Origin of the sequence: Haliscomenobacter sp., from assembly GCF_040403615.1 — a bacterium.
In the GTDB taxonomy this organism is placed as follows: Bacteria; Bacteroidota; Bacteroidia; order Chitinophagales; family Saprospiraceae; genus Haliscomenobacter.
Map to the genome: position 1 here is coordinate 38,190 of NZ_JBBAKG010000020.1, position 20,969 is coordinate 59,158.

General features: G+C 46.3%; 13 protein-coding genes. 3 read left to right on the forward strand and 10 right to left on the reverse strand.

Going from position 1 to position 20,969, the window contains the following annotated elements; all coding sequences use genetic code 11:
- Window positions 1-7 precede the first annotated feature (7 nt).
- From ABW391_RS08700 to ABW391_RS08730, 7 genes are all read right to left on the reverse strand, one after another.
- Window positions 8-1,105, reverse strand: coding sequence for a diphosphomevalonate decarboxylase (locus ABW391_RS08700; protein ID WP_353481461.1), 1,098 nt, complete (start codon window positions 1,103-1,105; stop codon window positions 8-10).
- A 182-nt stretch (window positions 1,106-1,287) separates the two neighbouring features.
- Window positions 1,288-3,651, reverse strand: a complete 2,364-nt coding sequence (locus tag ABW391_RS08705) for a M1 family metallopeptidase (protein ID WP_353481462.1) — start codon at window positions 3,649-3,651, stop codon at window positions 1,288-1,290.
- A gap of 251 nt (window positions 3,652-3,902) precedes the next feature.
- Complete coding sequence (thrC, locus tag ABW391_RS08710; RefSeq protein ID WP_353481463.1) at window positions 3,903-5,216, reverse strand: threonine synthase; 1,314 nt, start codon at window positions 5,214-5,216, stop codon at window positions 3,903-3,905.
- A gap of 39 nt (window positions 5,217-5,255) precedes the next feature.
- Window positions 5,256-6,185, reverse strand: coding sequence for a homoserine kinase (locus ABW391_RS08715; protein WP_353481464.1), 930 nt, complete (start codon window positions 6,183-6,185; stop codon window positions 5,256-5,258).
- Window positions 6,186-6,252: 67 nt separating this feature from the next.
- Window positions 6,253-8,709 (reverse strand): bifunctional aspartate kinase/homoserine dehydrogenase I, encoded by a 2,457-nt coding sequence (gene thrA / locus ABW391_RS08720; RefSeq protein WP_353481465.1) that lies wholly within the window; start codon window positions 8,707-8,709, stop codon window positions 6,253-6,255.
- A gap of 290 nt (window positions 8,710-8,999) precedes the next feature.
- Entirely contained in the window at window positions 9,000-10,250 is a 1,251-nt protein-coding gene (locus tag ABW391_RS08725) for a serpin family protein (RefSeq protein WP_353481466.1), read from the reverse strand.
- A 247-nt stretch (window positions 10,251-10,497) separates the two neighbouring features.
- On the reverse strand, window positions 10,498-12,747 hold the full coding sequence (locus ABW391_RS08730; RefSeq protein WP_353481467.1) for a DUF5682 family protein: 2,250 nt from the start codon (window positions 12,745-12,747) through the stop codon (window positions 10,498-10,500).
- Window positions 12,748-12,918: 171 nt separating this feature from the next.
- Here ABW391_RS08730 and polA point away from each other — a divergent pair, with 171 nt between their 5' ends.
- Window positions 12,919-15,720: a DNA polymerase I gene (polA, locus tag ABW391_RS08735; RefSeq protein WP_353481468.1), complete on the forward strand. Its 2,802-nt coding sequence runs from the start codon at window positions 12,919-12,921 to the stop codon at window positions 15,718-15,720.
- Window positions 15,721-15,875: 155 nt separating this feature from the next.
- Here polA and ABW391_RS08740 read toward each other — a convergent pair whose 3' ends face one another.
- The 3 genes from ABW391_RS08740 to ABW391_RS08750 form a co-directional block, all read right to left on the reverse strand.
- A complete protein-coding gene (locus ABW391_RS08740; RefSeq protein ID WP_353481469.1) occupies window positions 15,876-17,435 on the reverse strand; it encodes an Rne/Rng family ribonuclease in 1,560 nt (519 codons plus the stop codon).
- Window positions 17,436-18,127: 692 nt separating this feature from the next.
- Window positions 18,128-18,907 (reverse strand): tetratricopeptide repeat protein, encoded by a 780-nt coding sequence (locus ABW391_RS08745; RefSeq protein ID WP_353481470.1) that lies wholly within the window; start codon window positions 18,905-18,907, stop codon window positions 18,128-18,130.
- Between the two features lie 107 nt (window positions 18,908-19,014).
- Window positions 19,015-19,341: an HU family DNA-binding protein gene (locus tag ABW391_RS08750; protein ID WP_353481471.1), complete on the reverse strand. Its 327-nt coding sequence runs from the start codon at window positions 19,339-19,341 to the stop codon at window positions 19,015-19,017.
- Window positions 19,342-19,519: 178 nt separating this feature from the next.
- On the opposite strand from ABW391_RS08750, the gene ABW391_RS08755 reads away from it, so the two are divergent.
- Together ABW391_RS08755 and gmk are read left to right on the forward strand one after the other, a co-directional pair.
- A complete protein-coding gene (locus tag ABW391_RS08755) occupies window positions 19,520-20,395 on the forward strand; it encodes a YicC/YloC family endoribonuclease (RefSeq protein WP_353481472.1) in 876 nt (291 codons plus the stop codon).
- Between the two features lies 1 nt (window position 20,396).
- A complete protein-coding gene (gene gmk, locus ABW391_RS08760) occupies window positions 20,397-20,960 on the forward strand; it encodes a guanylate kinase (protein WP_353481473.1) in 564 nt (187 codons plus the stop codon).
- The last annotated feature ends 9 nt before the right edge of the window (window positions 20,961-20,969 follow it).

Consider the following 20,969-nt stretch of genomic DNA (forward strand, 5'->3'; position numbering starts at 1 on the left):
CAAAGAATCAAAATTGAACTGGGCCCGTACCAACCCGATCCGCAATGATTTTTCCATCTTCACAAAGCGGCTTCAATTCGCTTTGGATAAATGGAGCAACCTGTGCCGCAATCTCAGTGGGGTAAAGCAAATGCAAATTGGGGCCAGCATCCAGCGTGAAGTAAAGCGGCAATTGGGTGTCCGCACGGTATTGCCTGATTTTTTCGATCATGGCCAAGGAGTTTGGTTTCATCAGCAAGTAGGGTGGTTGCGAACTCATCATCAAGGCATGCAGGGTGAGTGCTTCCAATTCTGCGATTTGACCAAAACCATGCAAATCTCCTGTTTTTAAAATATCGATCAATTGGTCAAGATTGCTGGATGCTTGCTGGTATCGAGCAGGAGCATATGGGTTGCCTTCCATAAGTTGGTGTCCAGCCCGGCTGGACACACTCTTTTCTCCTTTGCTCACAATGAGGATGTCATCGTGAAAGGTATGGAATACGGGATGCACCCAATCTGCACAAGGGCTTCCCCAAAGTTCACTGCTCCCGGGTTGTTTTTCGATTTCGCCCCAAGATCCCATAATCGGATACAATGAGCGGCATGCGCTACCCGAACCAAGGCGGGCCAGGAATGAAGCCTTGCGGTAAAATTCCACAGGCGTGTTGAGTGTACCAAACAGGTCTTGCTCCATGCTGCACAAACACAAAGCCAATGCACTCATGCTGGAGGCCGACGAGGCAATGCCCGCACTGTGGGGAAATGAATTGGCAGAGTGAATGGTCAAATGGAACTGGGTCAAAAAAGGTAGAATTTCTTCGACGGCCAATGCGCTGAGAAACTTGACAATTTTTTGTGCAAAAGCGGGTTGCGGCTGACCTTCAAAGAAAAAATCCAAAGAGATCTCCTCTCCAATTGTTTCACGTGGAACATAACTGAGTTCGGTTTCGGTATAAGCAGCTTGCAGGGTAAAACTGATCGAAGGGTTGCGGGGCAGTTGCTGACCGTACTTGCCCCAATATTTGACTATGGCAATATTGGACGGACTCTGCCAATGGATGTCGCCCGAAAAAGCATAGCCCGCAGCCATGCGCAATAGCGGATTGCGGTAGTGGTTTTGCATTGTTGAAGAATTGGTAGGAAGTAGAACACCGGGTGATGGAGAGTGTTCACCTCGTGGCGTAAAGTTAGGGAAAAAACTTTTGGCTTGACTATTCTATTCAGGGGAAAGGAGCTTTTATAAAAAAGGTAGCAAGTTGAATTAAAAATATTCTCGTATTTTTAATTCAACTTGCTGATTATAAGTTAATTAGACCCATTGGCCTTCGCCTGAATCTTTTTCGCTTTTTGCATTGGATTGTCTCCGGTTTCTACCGTCTGTCTTGGTCCCAAATTTGATCCTTTGAACAATTCAAAACGGCTCTGCTGTGACTTAGGGGGAAAGAAATTGTTTTCCATATCCACATCGGCGGTTTCGAGGTAAGGATCAAGAGTGATTTGAGTGGCCTCCTTTTCAGTGACAAAAACCTTGCTGACTTCCTCGTTGTTGAGTCGCCAAATTTCGGCAGGGATGCGGTACTCTTTGGAAGTGCCGTCCGCAAAATCAAAACGCAAAATCAAGGGCATCACTAAGCCGCCTTTGTTTTTGAATTTGATTTCATAGAAATTTTTGTTGGTTCCCAAAATTTTCTTTTCCTCATCGCTCAATCCATTCAGGTATTTTTGGTAGTCCTCTTTGTCCAGAATGGTTACTTGCAACGGGTCATAGCTGTAGTAAAAATCCCGGATGCTGGGATCCAATTCTTCCTGCGTTTTGGCGATCTCTTTTTCGTTGCGAATGCTGGTGATGTTTCGCGGTTGTTTTTCTTGTTCCTTGCGCACCAAGGTTTTTTCTACATCCGGATTTTTGCTGTCTGGGCGAAACCATTTTACATCTTCCAGCGCGATGTCTACATTGTCGCAAGTGTAAAACCAGCCGTTCCAAAACCAGTCCAAATCAATACCACTGGCATCTTCCATGGTGCGGAAAAAATCAGAAGGTGCGGGATGTTTGAACTTCCAACGGTTGGCGTACATTTTGAAAGCATGATCAAATAGCTCACGGCCCATCACAGTTTCACGCAAAATATTCAGTGCAGCAGCAGGTTTACCGTAAGCGTTGTTGCCCAATTGAGAAACTTGCTCTGAGTTGGTCATGATGGGCTCTAGCATTTTTTTGTCCATCTTCATGTAAGGCACAATGCTGTTGGCGAAACCACGGCGTGATGGATAATCCCGTTCCCATTGTTGTTCGGCCAGAAACTGCAAAAAAGAGTTCAAACCTTCGTCCATCCAGGTCCATTGGCGCTCGTCGGAATTGACGATCATGGGGAAGTAATTGTGGCCAACTTCGTGGATGATTACCCCAATGGTGCCGTATTTGGTTCTTTCGGAATAAGTTCCATCTTTTTCTACCCGACCATTGTTAAAGCAAATCATCGGATATTCCATGCCATTGGCCGCTTCTACAGAAATGGCCACAGGGTAAGGATAATCAAAAGTGTAGTGGGAATACCACTTGAGGGTATGGGCAATTGCTTTGGTTGAGAATTGTCCCCATAGTGGATTGGCTTCTTTGGGATAAGCGGACATGGCCAATACGTTGGTACCATTGGATTGCTTTACCGACATGGCATCCCAGATGAATTTGCGTGAAGAAGCAAAGGCAAAGTCCCGAACATTGTCGGCCTTGAAGCGCCAGGTCTTCTCTCCTTTTCCCTTTTCTTTTTCATTTTCGCGGGCTTCATCTTCGGTTACAATCACTACTGGAGTAGTGTATTCTGTTTTGGCTTTTTCAAAACGCGCCATTTGTTCCTTGCTCAGAATGTCTTTGGTATTTTGGAGGGTGCCTGTGGCTACTACGATGTGGTCATCGGGTACGGTTAGGCTCACGTCGTAATTGCCGAAAACGAGGGTGAATTCGCCTGCGCCAAGGAATTGCTTGTTTTGCCAGCCCTCAATATCGTCGTATACACACATCCGTGGAAAAAACTGGGCGATGGAATACAGGTAGTTTTTGTCATCTGGAAAATACTCGCATCCTGAACGACCACCCAATTTGAGTCGGTCTACGATGTTGAACCACCATTTGATCTTGAAGGAATACTTTCCTCCTGGCGCAATTGCCGTTGGGAGATCGATGCGCATCATGGTTTTTACCACGGTATATTTTAAGTCTTTTCCGGCGGCATCTTTCACAAATTCAATTTTATCTCCTCCATCAAAAGTGGGGGTGAAGCCATCCAGTTGCCGCAAAGTCATACGCTCAGACATGGTACTTGGGCGAGTGGAATAAGTATCGGATTCATCGTCGAAATGGTTTTGATCCAACTGAATCCACAAATATTCCAGTACATCTGGGGAGTTGTTGGTGTAAGTAATGGTCTCTTCTCCGTAGATTCTTTGCTTGTCATCGTCGAGTCGGATGTTCATGACGTAGTCGGCCTGCTGCTGATAATAGCGATGACCTGGGCCACCAGCACCATTGCGGTACACGTTGGGAGTAGGCAATTCTTGGTAGAGTTGCTTGAATTTGTCCTTCTTGTCCGGTGTTTGTTGCCCAAATATTGGAACAACACACCAGGCCAACGCCAAAAACAGTAGCGCGATTTTGGTAGTATTTGGTTTCATTGAGTGGATGAGTTATTGTGAATGAAAATTTTATCGTGCTTAAATATACAAAAGACTGAGGTTTTTGGGAAAGGATGTTGCTAAAGAGATGAAATTGGTAGATGGATAACGAAGGGTAGGGTGGATGTTCCACGTGGAACATCTCTCTCTTAGGAAAAAAGGGAAGAACAAACGAACATGGGTAAAACAAAGAAGGGGGATGTTCCACGTGGAACATCCCCCTTCTCAATTGTCTCAGAAAATTGAACCTCTTATCTCCCCATCAACCACCCCTTCAGCGCCCCATACTCCGCCTCCAGGAAATCCGCCTTTTTTTCTCGATCCGTCAATTCCGCCAGCCGTTCTGGAACCTCAATTTGACGCCCCAAAATTCTTTCCACATCATCCAAAAACTTGGCTGGATGGGCAGTTTCCAATATTACACCCCGTGTATTGGGATGCTTTTCTTGATACGCTTCCAGTGCCAAATACCCCACAGCCCCATGTGGATCCAGCGTATAGTTGTACTTTTGATCAACCAACTGCATGGCTTCTGCCGTTTTTGCATCATTAAAAGCATATCCACTGATTTGGTCTTTGAGATTGTTCCACGTGGAACATTCATCTTGTCCTAAATAGAGATCGAGCATTCGCGCAAAATTGGAAGGATTTCCTACGTCCATGGCATTCGAAAGGGTCGGCACGGAAGGACGCGATTGGTATTTTCCACTAGCAATATACTCCGGAACCACGTCATTGGCATTGGTTGCGGCAATGAAATGATGTATAGGCAAGCCCATTTTGGTGGCCAACAGTCCAGCCGTAATGTTCCCAAAATTGCCACTGGGAACACAAAAAACTACTGGATCGGCCGCTTTTGGCAATTGCTTGAAAGCTTCAAAATAGTAAAAAGACTGAGGAATTAGCCGGGCAATATTGATGGAATTGGCCGAACTCAATCTGATTTTCTGCGTTAGCTCCTTGTCCAAAAAAGCCTGTTTGACCATGGCCTGGCAATCATCAAAAGTACCATTGATCTCAAGTGCACTGATGTTGTGTCCCAGGGTAGTTAATTGCTTTTCCTGGAGCATACTCACTTTGCCACTGGGGTACAAAATAACCACCCGAATGCCGGGCGTTTTGTAAAATCCAGCCGCAACAGCTCCTCCGGTATCTCCTGATGTGGCCACCAAAATGGTCAATTCTTTGTCTGCACCTTGGTTGAAATAGCTCATCAATTGCGCCATAAACCGCGCTCCGAAATCTTTGAATGCCAAAGAAGGGCCATGAAAAAGCTCAAGGATAAATTTTTGCTCATCTAGTTTGACTATGGGCGCGGGGAAATCGATGGAGTTGGCCAGGATTTTTTGCAAGTCTGCATCAGGAATAGTCGTCCCAAACAAGGTTGAACAAACCTCATAAGCAATTTCTAGAAAACTATAATTGGCCAGATTTTGAATAAACTCAGGACTCAGTGAAGGAATATGCTCGGGCATGTACAAGCCATTGTCGTCCGGCAATCCTTTCATGACCGCCTCCTGTAAACTGGCTTGGTTTTTCTTGTTTTTGGTGCTGTACAAAAGCATAGCAAAATATTTTTTAGCGTTCAGATTGAACTTCCAGGATTATAATCGAATGGCGCCTTTTTCATTGATGGCAGAGACAAACAACTGGCAATTGATGTTTTCTTCGCGGTAAATTTTTTCCATTGCTGCGCCTACATTTTCAGCAGTTGTGAGGCTAGAACTAAGGGCAAAAATAGAGGGCCCTGCACCGGATATGCTGCAACCCAACGCACCTGCATTTAAAGCCGCGGCTTTGGTGGCATAAAAATGTGGGATCAACTGCGCCCGCTGTGGCTCAATGATCACATCGTGCAAAGATCTGGAAAGCAAATCAAAATCACTGTTGTACAAACCAACTATGAATCCGGCTAAGTTTCCACACTGTTCAATGGTGGCACTCAGTGGGACTTCTTTTTTTAGAATTGCCCTGGCTTCGCGGGTGAGAACTTCTACTTCGGGATAAATTACACTTGCATACAGTCCGGCAGGAACAGGTAAATTGTGTACATCCAAATCACGATTGCTCCGAATGAGCACTATACCGCCAAATAGGGAAGGGGCTACATTGTCGGCATGGTAAGCGCCATCCGCCAATTGCTCGCCTAAAACTGCAAAATGAAGAATTTCGTGCTTGCTCAATCTGCCACCCAAAAGCTCGTTGACAGCCATTACCCCTCCTACCGCACTGGCAGCGCTGGAACCCAAGCCGCTGCCAAAAGGCATTTTCTTGTGGATTTCCATGTCGATGCCCCATTCGTTTTCGCCCAGGTGTTCGAGCAATTTAAAGGCAGAAAAACTGGCAGTATTCTTTTGTGGATCCATTGACAGTTTGCCACCATCTCCGGTAATGCGCGTGATCCGTAGTCCAGGTTTATCCGAAAATTTGGCGACGATTTCGTCACCTGGTTTGTCTATTGCAAAACCGAGTATATCAAATCCAACTGCCACATTTGCTACAGAGGCAGGAGCAAAAACGCTTACGGAATTCATGTTTCGTTTGGGTTTTATGGGAGAATTCAGGGGTAAAACATAAATTTGAATCACCCCTAAATTTACCTTAATTTAAATAGTTGCCAATGCGAATGATTTCTGAAAAGATTCCAGCCGCAGTTACTTCTGCACCTGCGCCGGGACCACGTACTACCAGCGGTCGGTCTTTGTAGCGTTCGCTGGTAAACACAATCATGTTGTCGCTGCCGCTGAGTTGATAAAATGGATGAGATGCATCTACACTTTGTAGTCCAATGCTGGCCACTCCATTTTCCAAAGACGCCACCATGCGCAGTACTTTTCCAGCTACTGAAGCTGCTTCAACCAATTTATTGAAATAGAAATCAGCTTGTTTTAATTCGCTGAAAAACTCCTCTACTGTCGGTGCATTCCGACATGCATCGGGCAGTACGGCCTGAATTTGTACATTATCGGCTTCAAGTGGCAAGCCTGTTTCCCGAGCCAGGATGATCAATTTCCGGCGTACATCAATGCCATTGAGATCAACGCGTGGATCGGGTTCGGTGAAACCTAGTCTTTGTGCTTCTTCTACAATGGCGCTAAACGACACACCTGGCTTAAACGTATTGAAGATAAAAGAGAGTGAACCAGACAAAACGGCCTCGATTTTGAGAATCTGGTCACCACTGATGATCAGGTCATTCAGGGTAGAAATCACGGGCAAGCCAGCACCAACATTGGTTTCATACAAAAATAAAATTCCGCGTTTCTTCGCCGTTTTCTTCAACTTCAAGTATTGCGCGTAAGCGGAGGAAGTGGCAATTTTATTGGGGGTGGAAATAGAGATGCTCGCATCCAGAATTTCATCGTAGTGTTCAGCAATTTTTTCGTTGGCGGTATTATCCACAAAAATTGAACTGCTGAGGTTCATCGATTTCATTTTTTCAACGTAGTTGTCGATCTTCATTACCTCCACCGATTCGGACAAGTTCTCGCGCCAATTGTCCAGATCGATTCCATTGTCATTGAACAGCATCTTTTTGCTATTGGCCAAACCAACTACTTTAACCTCAAGGCTGTGTTCTTTTTTCAAAAAATCTGCTTGCGCCTTGATTTGTTTCAGTAAGGTGCCTCCAATCAGTCCCACTCCCACCATGAAGAGATTGACTACCGATGTGTCGGACAAAAAGAATGCTTCGTGAAGGGCATTCAGGGCTTTCGACTCGTCGGCTCGATTGATTACTACAGAGATGTTCAATTCGGAAGAGCCTTGCGCGATGGCCACCACGTTGATCCCGTTTTGTCCCAAAGCTTGAAACAAGCGACCCGAGATACCTGGCAAGTAGCGCATGTGTTCTCCGATGATGGCTACCACCGACAGTTCAGCTTCCATCCGCACGGAATCTACCAGCCCCGATTGGATCTCGTATTCAAATTCTTTTTCTACTTGCTTGCGTGCCTTGATGGCTTTATCCGGCTGTATTGCAAAACTGATCGAATGTTCAGAAGAACCTTGGGTGATCAAAATGACGTTGATACCCGCACTGGCCAAAGACCCGAATAAGCGCGCCGCGATTCCGGGTACCCCAAACAGGCCACTGCCTTGCAAGGTGAGCAATGAAATATTTCCAATGGAGGATATCCCTTTTACCGGGGTGCGTGATTCGTCTTCTTTGTCCGAAACGAGTGTGCCAGGATGGCTGGGGTTGAAAGTGTTTTTGATCCACATTGGGATCTTCTTGGCCAGCACGGGTTGGATGGTCGGAGGGTAAATTACCTTGGCACCAAAGTGCGACATTTCCATCGCCTCTGCGTAAGTCATCACTGGAATGGAAAACGCTTTTTTTACCCGACGAGGATCTGCGGTCAAAACGCCGTCTACATCTGTCCAGATTTCCAGCAAATCGGCATCCAATCCCGCTGCAATTAATGCTGCAGTGTAATCTGACCCACCTCGACCAAGTGTAGTCGTTAAACCTCCTTTGGCAGCGGCTATGAATCCTGTAACAATCTGAATTACATTGGTTTGCGAATAAAGGCTCTTGATTTTTTCATATGTCAAGGCCAAATCCACCTTTGCATTGCCAAAGTTTTTATCCGTCAGAATAATTTTTCTGGCATCCAGATATGCAGCATTAAGTCCTGCTTGTTGGAGGGCATGGGCTATGATGAATGCAGAGTTGCGCTCGCCAAAGCTGATCACGTAATCCATGGTGCGGGTAGAAGCTTCGCGCACGAGGAATATGCCGTAAAGCAAATTTTTCAAAACCTCGTGGTTGTTTTCCAATCCCTCTAGTACCTCACCCAGATAAGGTTCTTGCAATAAATTTCTTGCTGCATCCAGATGCCTTTTACTAAAAGCCAAAAAATGCTCATAGTAAGATTCATCTCCTTTCGCAGCCAGGCCGCTCATGTTGATCAGGGAATCGGTAACTCCACCAAAAGCAGAAAAAACAACGGTGAAGCGGTCGCCCCGACCAGAGTAATCCTTCAAAATGTCTACAATACCACGAATACGATCAGGAGTGCCCACCGAGGAGCCTCCAAACTTCAGTACTTTCATAACTCAAAGCATTTGCGGTTACAGTTGTATGGTGTCGATTTCTCACACTATTTACACGATAATGTGATGATATTTGGTTGGCAGGCTAAATCATTGGGCAACAAAGGTATAAAAAAGGTGAGTTCTGGCTAAAGAACTAGACTTAAATAAGTCGTTCAAGAAGGAGAAAAAACTGGGACAATACAAAAAAAGGCGGCTCAGAAAGTGAGCCGCCCAAAATTATTACGGTTTACTAGTTGTCGAAAATAAATGCTCTATCACAGATTGAGCGGTATATTCAAGAGATGTGTTTATTGTTGGCCGGGATTCATCATTTTGCCCATGAAAATTGCCTGATTGGTCAGGCGTTCACTGATGATAAAAATGAATGGGCGATTCACCAGAAAGTAGGGATTATTCGGAACTGAGGTTACAATGATTTCAACGGATGTAGCTGCAGCTGCTTTTGTGCCCACCTCATCCACTTCTATGAATGCCTTGTGTTTGACATTAGAAATGGACAATTCCTGGTTGCTGGCTATGCCCGAAAAATCAGCTTTTTTAGGGATGAATGCGGTGGGCATTCCTAGTGACTCCAAACTTGAATTTAGGCTGGCTTCGTATCGTAGCGTGAATCTTGGTAGTGCAAAAAAGACTTCTTGTGTAGTGTAGGCTTTATTCCAATTGTTCCAATTTGTCAATGTAAGCTCGGGCAGCACATCTTTTACAGTATAACCTTCTTTTGGCAAAATCACCGTCATCGAATAGATGGAATCTGCATACGGAAGCTTAACTGCTTGTAATTTTTCGTTGCTAAAATAAGATAATTTTGCCAAAGAGTTGCTATATGACATCATTTTTACAGGTACGCGCTGATTTTTTCCGGTGGTAAACTCATCATTGTACGTTTTCTTGGGGTCGAACTGGTTGCGCCAGGTTCCTTTAAAATAAATGGCGTTGATCAAAAACATAACCGAATTATCGTTGATTTGGTCAACAATCGTGGGGATGAGTTTATTGGTTTTGTCACTCACCCAGGCATTGATGATGTCTTTGGCATCGGATTTGCCAAAATCAAGTGGCTTAACTTCGCTGTTGAAATAAGTGGTGTTGGTGGAAAGGAAGTTTGGATTTACCGTAAAGCCCTGGCGGTACCAAATGGAGTTGGCCAAGGTGAGTTTAACTTTTGGATCCAGGTTCGGAAGTTCTTTTAGCAAAGTTTGATACGATTGGTTGAGTTCATCCAAGTTGATTTTTCCTGCCGTCAGTACTTTGAGCATTTCCTCTTTGGTTTGGCCGTTGGCACCATTGAGGGTCATGCCCAGGGCAGAGCTGATGCTGAGAGGAGAAATGAACAAATTATCCTCAGGCTTCTGTGCGTTGAGTTTTTTGAACATGTCAAAACCAAACTGATTGGTGGCTTCTCCCAACTTGCACACATTGGGATTTTGGTCACAGCTTAAGGTGCTGGTATTTGGGCTTGGGCTGTCGCCACCGTCACATTGAAAAAGACAGGAGGAAAGGCCAAAGCAGAGCAGTAAGAAAAAAAGGTTGCGTTTCATAATCATCAGGTTTATTAAGTTTAGACGCAGGACTCCCCAAAAAGGTTGGCGAAAAGTGCAAAACAAAAGAACCGGCCGTAAGCTTGAGTGTCTTACAGCCGGTATCGAAAGCGACTTTAGATTGCAGGAAAGAATAAATCTTTATGCGAAATAAGAGAAGAATACAACAATAATTAACCCTTTGATGACCACAAAGAAACAGGCGCAAGGTGAATTGAGGATTAAACCCAGGTTAAATTGACTTTAATTAATTTTGAGGTATTCCGTGCAACAATTGCCGTACAATGGGGGTAACCATTTTGGCGCGTTCTGGATCAAATCCATTTAAACTTGCCTTTTTTACGGTGCCTTCGCCTTTGGCGAAAACCAGCAATTCCTGGCGTTCAGGAGGGGTAAATTTGGAAAAGGTTCTCCGCAGCACGGGGAGTGCTTCGCGAAAAACTTCGTAGGGCAAGGTACCCAGCCAGTCATTCAGCATTTGCCACAAGGCTGGGGTGTGAATCAGCAGTTGACCGCTGCCATGCAAAAAACCTTCCAGCCACTCGGCGGCTTCGGTTGCTCCGGCGGCTCTGGAGAGTGCCGCAGATAATTCAGTGCCCGCTTCTTCCGGTTCAAGTTGTTTTTTATCCAACAAAATGCGGGTACATATTCCGGCCAAAAGCGGATGGGTGCCCACCGAACGCATCACCTGGGTCAATGCATCATTCCACAATTCGGTAGCTTCCTTCTCGTTCAAGAGGGCTACGGCGCGATTGCCTTCCAGGAGTAAACTGAAAAACTGGCGGGCAGGTTCTTCATCCAACTGCCGACAAGCGGCGGGCAATCCGATGCACACTCTGGGTAGGAGTTGATCCAATAATTCCCGTACGGCCAGGGCATCGGTTTGGCGGGTGTTACCGTAGCGTAAAATATTTGCCAACGGCGGCAGGGCTTCCAATAGTCCCAATACATCACGGGTTTGCGCACCGAGTTCTTGCAATCGTTTGGTCATAGGCCCAATGGCCGCGGGCAAATCCGCTTTGAGCACTTCTCCAAATCTGCTCAGGAGTAAGGAGAGACTGTCTTCACTTTGTACCAGATGCAAGATGTAGCGCAAAGCTGCTTCTTCAACGGTATTGCCCCACATGCCCATTTCGATCAAGCGGATAATGAACTCCGGTGTCCAATCGTTGAATTGCCACAATTCATGAAATCCGCCTTTGACTTTTCCGCTTACCGCCAGCGGGCTGGCCCAGGGTACGCCAAGAATGAGCAAGCGGTGGAGCAAATGACTCGCCCGCAAATTTCCGGGCGTACGCATGTCCAGTTTTTTAGGCTCGTCCTTTTTGTGCAAGCCTTTGTATTCTTTGCTCAAACTTGCACTCTTGACGCAAGCTTCAAAATCTTCTTGCAAAGGAATGCCACTGACCCCTGCTGGAACATTGCCTTGCACATTGCCTACTACCAACTCCTGATGGATGAGTTTCAACGGAGCGGGATCACCTGCGCCGAAAACCGCCAGTGCAGCTTCTTCCAATTCGCCAATGCCAGTGGTCGCGCGGTGGCGTAGGGCAGCCAGGGCATCGGCCAAACGCACAGCCTCCTGCACATGTGCGGCAGAAGCATCCAGGTGTTTTTCGCGCAACAATTGGGCAACCCGGATCAACCAACGCATCCCATGTTGCTCAGGATGCTGAAATAATAATTCGTACCAGGAGGGCGAAAGTACACCAGCCGCATAGCCAGATTGGAAGGCCAAGCGCTGATAGCTCCAGGGAATCCAGGTGCAGCGGGTTTTTACTTTTTTCAAACCCCGCAAAAGTGCATTGTCGTTTTTTGGGGGATACAGACTTAGGTCATGCAAGGCAGGAGAGTGCCAGGCGCCACAAACAACAGCAATGCGTTGAAAACCTTCTTTTTGTGCCAGCCGCATGGTTTTGCGCATGAACGCCTCGCGCAGGAGGGTTTCGGTACTTTCCAGGCGCAGGCCTTCTTGGCGCAGGGCGGTCATCATTTCCAGAATGGCCTCGAATACGGCATTGTCGTCGCTGTAGGTTTCAAAGGTGTGTTCCCACCAACGCTCGCTGTCGTCGTATCCTGCCAGGGTGGCCAAGTGGTGCATGGGATCGCGGAGCATTTGTCCCATCTCTGGATCGGGGGATTCGCTCAGTTGCAATTGGGGTAACGCACTGGCCGAATCGCGCAAGGCAAAAGTGTGCGCCATCGGCAAATCCATCGCCCGGACAGGAATGCCCTGATTTTGGGCATAATGCAAGGCTTGCCATTCGGGAGAAAAAACAGCGAAGGGTAAAAAACTGGCCTGCTGCAATTGTTGGGGATTGTACAGGAGCAAGGCCGCTGGCGGCTGCAAGTCTTCGTGGCTGATCCACTTCAATGCTGATTCACAATCTTCGGGCAACTCGATCAGCACGACATCAGGCTGCCACTGCTCCAATGCGCGGAGCAAACGTTGGGCGGAGCCGGGGCCGTGGTGACGGATGCCGAAAATTTTGTGCATGACGGTGTGCAGAATTTGGCTGGAAAGATACGGAATAAGGAGAAGCTCGGATAATCTATCTCGTTGAATTTATAAACTATAAAAATTTAAATCCATTTATTTGAAATAAACAGTTTATTTTTCCTCTTTCCGCAAAACCCCGTATCTTCCACTCGGAAACAAAAAGTCGCCATGTCAGATAAGAAACTTTTCCTGCTGGACGGACACGCCCTCGTTTATCGAGCGCATTTCGCCTTCATCACCCGCCCCCTCATCAACTCCAAAGGAGTAAATACCTCTGCCATCAATGGTTTTACCCGTCAGTTGTGGGATTTGATGCGCAATGAAAAACCGACCCATATTGCCGTAGCCTTTGACCCGCATGGACCAACGTTTCGGCACGAGATGTATGAGCCTTACAAAGCCAATCGCGAAGAACAACCCGCCGACATTGGCATTGCCATACCCTGGATCAAAAAAATCATCGAAGCCCTCCACATCCCCATCGTAATGGTGCAGGGATATGAGGCCGACGACGTGATTGGCACCCTGGCCAAACAGGCCGAAACCGAAGGTTACACCGTATACATGGTGACGCCCGACAAAGACTACGGGCAACTGGTTTCCGAAAACATTTTCATGTACAAACCCTCGCGCCAGGGCAATGGCATCGAAATCATGGGGGTCAAGGAAGTGTGCGACAACTGGGGCATCAATCGGGTGGATCAAGTGATCGATTTGCTCGGGCTCATGGGCGACGCAGTGGACAACATACCGGGCATTCCCGGTTTTGGTGAAAAAACTGCGGCCAAATTGCTGGATCGTTTTGATACCATTGAAGGGGTCATCGAAAACGTCCACCAACTCAAAGGCAAAGAAAAAGAACGCGTAGAGCAATATGCCGAGCAGGCCATGCTGTCTAAAACACTGGCCATCATCGATGTCAATGTCCCGATTCAGTTCAATGCGGATCGATACACCATTGATCCCATCAACCGCGAAGAACTGTCGGAAATTTTTAAAGAACTGGAATTCCGCAGCCTGGCCACTCAAATCCTGGGAGAGGGCGATCGCGCCAGTGCTCCTGGCCCTGGTCAGCAAGGGTCTTTGTTTGGGGATACCGAACCTGGGCCTGCTCCTCAAAAAGGAGCCAACTTGCCGGCCCACGCGGTGGCTGAAAAAACCATCGACAATACCCCGCACGAATACCACCTGGTCAACACGCCAGAAGCCATGCAAAAGCTGGTGCTCGAACTTGGGCAACAAAGTGAATTTTGTTTCGACACCGAAACCACCCACTTGGAGCCAACCCAGGCCGAATTGGTGGGCATGTCTTTTGCCTACCAACCGGGCGTAGCCTATTATGTGCCAGTACCCGAAGGCAAGGAAAATGCCCAAGCCATCGTGGAAATATTCAGAGGGGTTTTAGAAAATGACAACATCCTCAAAATTGCCCAAAACCTCAAGTACGATGCCATCGTGTTTAAATGGTACGGAGTAGAAATTCGCGGGGCTTATTTCGATACCATGCTGGCGCATTACCTGCTGGAACCCGAAAAACGCCACGGCATGGATTACCTTGCCGAATCCTACCTGAGCTATTCGCCCATTTCCATCGAAATGTTGATCGGCAAAAAAGGCAAGGATCAGCTCAACATGCGCCAGGTAGCGCTTGAAAAAGTAACCGATTACGCTGCCGAGGACGCCGATGTTACTTTACAACTCAAAAACCTGTTTGCACCCAAACTGGAAGAAGGAGGCGTGCAAGAACTTTTTGATACCATCGAATGCCCCCTGGTAAAGGTGCTGGCTGATCTGGAATACGAGGGCATCCGCATCGACAGCGCATATCTTGATGTTTACTCCAAAGAATTGGAAACTCAGATTCAAACCCTGGAGCAATCCATTTATGAACAGGCTGGAGTAAAATTCAACATCGGTTCGCCAAAACAGGTCGGCGATCTGCTTTTTGAACGATTGAAAATCCCGTACAAAGGGGCAAAAACCAAAACCGGGCAGTATTCCACCGACGAAGACAAGTTGATTGAGCTTGCACCGGAGTTTCCGATTATCCAAACCATTTTGAATTTTCGGGGCTTGAGCAAACTCAAATCAACATACGTAGATGCCCTTCCTAAATTGGTCAATCCACGTACCGGGCGCATTCACTCCTCGTTCAATCAGGCTTTGGCGGCTACGGGCCGCTTGAGTTCGAACAACCCCAACTTGCAAAATATTCCGGTGCGTACACCCGAGGGAGCAAAAGTTCGCCGGGCTTTCGTTCCTCGCGACGATCAGCACACCTTGCTTTCCGCAGATTACTCTCAAATCGAATTGCGCCTTATTGCCGACATCAGCGGAGACATAGCCATGTTGGAAGCTTTTCAAAATGGCCTCGACATTCATACCGCTACTGCCGCCAAGGTGTTCAATGTTCCGTTTGACCAGGTTACCCGGGAGCAGCGTTACCAGGCCAAAACCGTCAACTTCAGTATTCTGTACGGAGCAGGAGCTACCAACCTCTCGCGACAGCTGAGCATCAAACGCACCGAAGCCAAAGATTTGATCGACGCTTATTTTGCTTTGTACAGCGGCTTGAAAGGATACATGGTTGAGGTAGTGGAAGAAGCCCGTAAGAATGGATACGTCACTACCCTGATGGGCCGCCGCCGGTACATCCGCGAAATCAATTCCAAAAGCTCACTCGAACGCAGTAACGCCGAAAGGGTTGCGGTGAATACTCCCGTGCAAGGTTCTGCCGCCGACATGATCAAAGTAGCGATGGTCAACATACATCAAACGCTCTTGGAGCAAGGGCTAAAAACCAAAATGATTTTGCAGGTGCACGACGAATTGGTCTTTGATGTACCCAACGAGGAATTGGAAATTGTGAAACCAATCATTACGGAAAAAATGCGCACGGCATTGCCGAAACTGAAAGTGCCGATTGAAGTAGGATTGGGAACCGGACAAAACTGGCTAGAAGCGCATTAAAATGGAAAAATTAAAATTTAAACTGTTGATCTTGATAAGCTTGTTTGGCTTGCTCAGCAGTTGCCGAACGGGCTGCGGCTGCCCCATGGCGAAAGGAAAAGGAGAAGAAATCTGGACGAGCACAGCGGTGCTCGTCCAGAAAAAATAAGTTGTGATTACATCGCGTTGAGCCTGATTTCGTCGTCGTTGTCGTCAAAGAAACGGTACTTGCCGAGGTGGTAAGCAGAATCCGCTTTGATGTCAATTCTACGGAAGTATTGCTTGTACCATTTCCAGTGAAAGCTGCTGAACCAACCTTTGGTCAGGTAAGCCTGCAAATAAGGGTGTACCACCAATTTGATGCGTGATTTTGGATGCGTGGACTGAATATAAGCCAAATCGCGCTCAATATCAGTCACCATCAAAATCGAAGCATTGGTTTTGCCCGTGCCATTACAGGTTGGGCATACTTCGGTTGTGTCAATTTTTACTTCTGGTCTTACCCGTTGGCGGGTAATTTGCATCAGGCCAAATTTACTCAAGGGCAAAATGGTGTGTTGTGCCCGGTCTTTTTTCATGGCCTGCTTCATCTCCTTCACCAGATCTTTGCGGTATTCGAGGTTGCGCATGTCGATGAAGTCGACGATGATGATGCCGCCGATGTCGCGCAAGCGCAATTGGCGGGCAATTTCTTCAACCGCTTCCATGTTGACCTTCATTACCGCCTCTTCGGCGTTGGTGCTGGACATTTTGTGGCCACTGTTCACATCGACGACGTGCATGGCTTCGGTTGATTCGATCACCAGGTATGCCCCACTGGACATGGTTGCTGTTTTGCCAAAAGAAGCCTGGATCTGCCGGGTAACGCCGTGGGTCTCAAAAATCGGCTTTACACCTTTGTAATGACTCACAATGTTGACCTGATCAGGTGCGATAGAACCCAGATAACTCTTGATGTTGAGGTAAAGTTCTTTGTCGTTGGCTATGATGCGGGTAAAGGAATCGCTCAGCAAATCGCGAAGGATACTGGAGGTTTTGTCCAATTCACTCAACAATTTGGCTGGTCCATCGGTTTTGAACATCGATTTGTACATCTCCTCCCACTTTTCCAGCATATAAGATAGTTCCTCGTGGAGGTCAGCTACCTTTTTGCCTTCTGCAGCAGTACGTACAATCACCCCAAAGTTTTTAGGCTTGATACTCTCGATCAGTACTTTCAGACGCTTGCGCTCTTCGTTGTTGGCAATTTTTTTGGAAACGGCCACCACATCTGTAAATGGAGTGAGTACAAGGTAACGCCCTGGGATGGTGATTTCGCAACTCAGGCGAGGTCCTTTGGTAGAGATGGGCTCTTTGAGTACCTGTACCAAAACGTTTTGGCGCTTGTTGATCACCTGGTCGATCTTGCCATTTTTGTTGATCTCCGGTTCAATATTGAAATTGTCCAAACTGAAAGTATTGGACTGCCCAGAGGATACCTGCTGGGTAAACTTCAACAAAGACCGGAGCTTAGGCCCCAGATCAGTGTAATGTAAAAAGGCATCTTTTTTATGCCCAATGTCTACAAAAGCCGCATTGAGTCCCGGCATCAACCGACGGACTTTGCCTAGAAAGATGTCACCAACTGTAAAATTGTTGTTGGTTTTTTGGTAATGGATTTCTACCAGCTTACCATCTTCCAAAAGTGCAATTTCGACTTCTGTTGGAGTAGAATTAATAATAAGATCTTTTTCCACAGGCTGCCAAATTTAAGGCTGCCCGGATTGTGTAGAGCGTGCGGTGCGAACAAAAAAGAATGAAATAATAAGGCAAGTACCTATGGTCATACGCTTGAGTGGAAATCAAAATAAGAGGAATCTTTTTCTGTTTTGTTGGGGCTGGACAAAGAGACGAAAGTAATACATCAACATTAAAAAGCTCACAACTGCTCTTATTCTAACCGGATCCGTCCAAGCTGGACATAAAATTGGTGATGCCGTACTAAAAGCCTGTTCAAATTTTGAATTGTACAGACTCCAAATGCAACTTTTGAGTTGGCCATAAGCACATAATCCAGATTGCGGGCAACAAGGCCTACAATCTGGATTTTCCGGCAGATGACAAACACGATGGCTGAAAACTAATTAGCCGCAAGGAATGCCTCTCTACAAGTCCCGGAGCCACTTTATAAAAATAAGTAGACCGCTGATGCACGGAAGGTATTGAGTTTAAGAATGGCGCAAATGCTCCGTTTTTAACAAAATACATACCACCGCACATCACTATCTGTTCTTCTTCTTATGACGGTTCTTGCGCAATCTTTTCTTGCGCTTGTGCGTGGCAATCTTATGTCTTTTACGTTTTTTACCGCAAGGCATAGTAAAACCTTTTAAAGGTGAATAAATATATTTCTTTGTGCGCGGTCATACAGTCGTGATAAATCTCGACTCTACTGAGCACATTTTTGCGCAAACGAATCTGCTTTAGCCTGGTTTCCCAGGCCAGTATAAGCGTCTGCTAACAAACAAGCCGCTTCTCTTGAGCCAGGTTCGAGTTGTAAAACCCGTTCCAGGCGTTCAACTGCACGATCCAACTGATTGGTGCGGATGGCCAAGCGCCCCAATTGCAATAAAATTGCCGGATTGTCCGGATTGCTGTTGTTCAATTCCCGGAGCATCAAGACTCCTTTCATGGGGTTGTCTTGAGGCGGATTATCGGTGTACACCAGTGCCAAATTGATTTTATGCGACAACTCGTCAGGATTGATCGAGATGGCATTTTCAAAAGCTTTGGTGGCATGCGATGCCGCGAATTCACGAACAACAGGATCACTAACGCTTTGCAATGCCAAAGAATAAGTGGTGCCGGCGATAGCCCAGCTTTCTTCATCTTTGCGCAATTCTGCAATTTGTTGTGCATAATGGCCAGAAATGACTGCATTGCCCAACCCATACCACTCTCCTGCCAAACGTTTGAGTACGGTGATTTTTGCCGTATCGGTAGTTTGGCGCGCCAATTCCTCTTCCAATGCTTCAACCAGAGCTGCATCATTGACTTTGAGGCTGTCTTTTGCGGCAGGCAAAAGCACATTGATGTCGGTGTTTTGAGCAACCAGCGATCTAGACTTTTCTAGACCTTTCATTTTAGGCGCTTTGGTTTCGCAACCAAAACGGAGTACCAGCAACAGCAATAATGCAGTGCTGATTACAGCATATTGCAACTTTGTCATCAGTGCGGGTTATCATGCGTTTGATTTCCTTAATCACTTAAACTACACAAATTTATGCCAAATATGGCAACTTTGTTGAGTTAATTGACTTAAGGAAAAAGACCCTACTAATCTTCGTCGTCATCGTCACTATCACTGTCTTTAGGCAGCGAATCAACGTTAGACTTTACTTGCTCAACAAACACTTTTGCTGGCTTGAAAGACGGAATAAAGTGTTCTGGGATCTCGATTGCTACATTTTTCTTAATGTGGCGACCGATTTTTTTGGCGCGTCTTTTGATCACAAAACTACCGAAACCGCGAATGTACACGTTCTCCCCTTCGGCCAAAGAACCTTTAACTTCTTTGAAGAAAGTCTCCAACGTTACCAGTACATCAACTTTTGGTACACCTGTCTTCTCAGATATTGCTGCAACTAAATCAGCTTTTCTCATCGGTATATACTTGGTTTATAGTAAGTTATAAATGTTTCTGGCTAATCCAGAAAGCGAGTCGCAAATTTCGTAATTTTCTTCCTTATTTAAAAACTAATGACGCTTTTATTTCTTTAGTTTTCTTTAATTTTCAATTCGTTATCTTTGTCGATCACACACACCGTATACTTTCAACTGTATGTTATTATCAATGACTGGTTATGGTAGAGTAAGCCGAAACTACCGCGACAAAAATATTATTGTCGAAATTCGATCTCTGAACAGCAAATTCACTGACCTTCGGCTTAAAGCGCCCCAGCATTACAAAGAGAAAGAACCAGATATTCGTAAAGTGCTGACTGAGCGATTAGAGCGTGGTAAAATCGATTTTACGCTGGAGATTATTTCCTCTACTGGAGAGGACGGTTTTGCTTTGAATGTGCCTTTGTTCAAGCGGTACATTACCGAACTCCGTCAATTGGGAGAGGAGTTGAAGGTGGAAACCGGAGATCTGATGCTGGCAGTATTGCGATTGCCTAACGTGGTTGCCTCTGCTTCTGACCAGATTGAAGAGCAAGAATGGGAAAATGTATTTTCTTCGATCATGGAAGCCATTGGGCAGTTTGAATCGTTTCGGGCTTCCGAAGGCAAAGTGCTGCAAGAGGAGTTACACAGCCGCATTGTACTGATTCAGGACAATTTGGAAAAAGTAACCCCATTGGAAGGCGAACGGGTTGTACGCATGCGCCAACGTTTGCACCAAAACCTGGAGGATTCTTTGGGCAAGGAAAAAATTGATGAAAACCGCTTTGAACAGGAGATCATCCACTACCTCGAAAAATTGGACATTACTGAGGAAAAAGTACGTCTCGCCCAACATTGCAAATATTTCATTGAAGAACTGACCCAACCGGGTACTCAAAAAGGCCGTAAACTCAGCTTTATCAGCCAGGAAATTGGTCGCGAGATCAACACTCTGGGGGCAAAAGCTTATTCATCCGAAATTCAACGCCTGGTGGTCGTAATGAAGGATGAGCTGGAAAAGATCAAGGAGCAGGTGGCCAATTGTTTGTAACATGAGTAAGCTCATCATATTGACGGCACCATCGGGTGCTGGCAAAACGACTATCGTACGGTATCTCCTGGAGCAGTTGCCAGAATTGGCCTTTTCTATTTCTGCTACGACTCGGGCACGCAGACCAAACGAAGAGGAAGGCGTAGATTACTACTATATAGGTGTAGAGGCATTTCAAGGCTTGATTGCAGAGGAGGCTTTTGCAGAATGGCAGGAAGTATACCCAAACCAGTATTATGGTACTCTGCACAGTGAGATGGAACGAATTTGGCTGGAAGGCAAACACATCGTGTTTGATATCGATGTAAAAGGTGCGGTTAACCTTAAAAAAGCTTATCCTGATCAATCATTGGCTATATTTATCAAACCACCTTCAAAAGAGGCACTATTTGAACGGTTGCGGCAGCGAAATACCGAAACCGAAGAAAGCTTGCGCAAACGGTTGATTAAAGCGGAAGAAGAGCTTACTTTTGAAAATAAATTTGACCATGTATTGGTTAACGACGTACTGGAAGAAGCCTTGGCAGAAGCGCTCCGACTGGTGCGAAAGTTTATCGCCCCTTAAGAGGTACGT

Excerpts from the sequence above, each read along its gene's own strand:
- ABW391_RS08700 (WP_353481461.1), bottom strand. The coding sequence starts at position 1,105 with ATGCAAAACCACTACCGCAATCCGCTATTGCGCATGGCTGCGGGCTAT.
- ABW391_RS08705 (WP_353481462.1), bottom strand. The coding sequence starts at position 3,651 with ATGAAACCAAATACTACCAAAATCGCGCTACTGTTTTTGGCGTTGGCC.
- thrC (WP_353481463.1), bottom strand. The coding sequence starts at position 5,216 with ATGCTTTTGTACAGCACCAAAAACAAGAAAAACCAAGCCAGTTTACAG.
- ABW391_RS08715 (WP_353481464.1), bottom strand. The coding sequence starts at position 6,185 with ATGAATTCCGTAAGCGTTTTTGCTCCTGCCTCTGTAGCAAATGTGGCA.
- thrA (WP_353481465.1), bottom strand. The coding sequence starts at position 8,709 with ATGAAAGTACTGAAGTTTGGAGGCTCCTCGGTGGGCACTCCTGATCGT.
- ABW391_RS08725 (WP_353481466.1), bottom strand. The coding sequence starts at position 10,250 with ATGAAACGCAACCTTTTTTTCTTACTGCTCTGCTTTGGCCTTTCCTCC.
- ABW391_RS08730 (WP_353481467.1), bottom strand. The coding sequence starts at position 12,747 with ATGCACAAAATTTTCGGCATCCGTCACCACGGCCCCGGCTCCGCCCAA.
- polA (WP_353481468.1), top strand. The coding sequence starts at position 12,919 with ATGTCAGATAAGAAACTTTTCCTGCTGGACGGACACGCCCTCGTTTAT.
- ABW391_RS08745 (WP_353481470.1), bottom strand. The coding sequence starts at position 18,907 with ATGACAAAGTTGCAATATGCTGTAATCAGCACTGCATTATTGCTGTTG.
- ABW391_RS08750 (WP_353481471.1), bottom strand. The coding sequence starts at position 19,341 with ATGAGAAAAGCTGATTTAGTTGCAGCAATATCTGAGAAGACAGGTGTA.
- ABW391_RS08755 (WP_353481472.1), top strand. The coding sequence starts at position 19,520 with ATGTTATTATCAATGACTGGTTATGGTAGAGTAAGCCGAAACTACCGC.
- gmk (WP_353481473.1), top strand. The coding sequence starts at position 20,397 with ATGAGTAAGCTCATCATATTGACGGCACCATCGGGTGCTGGCAAAACG.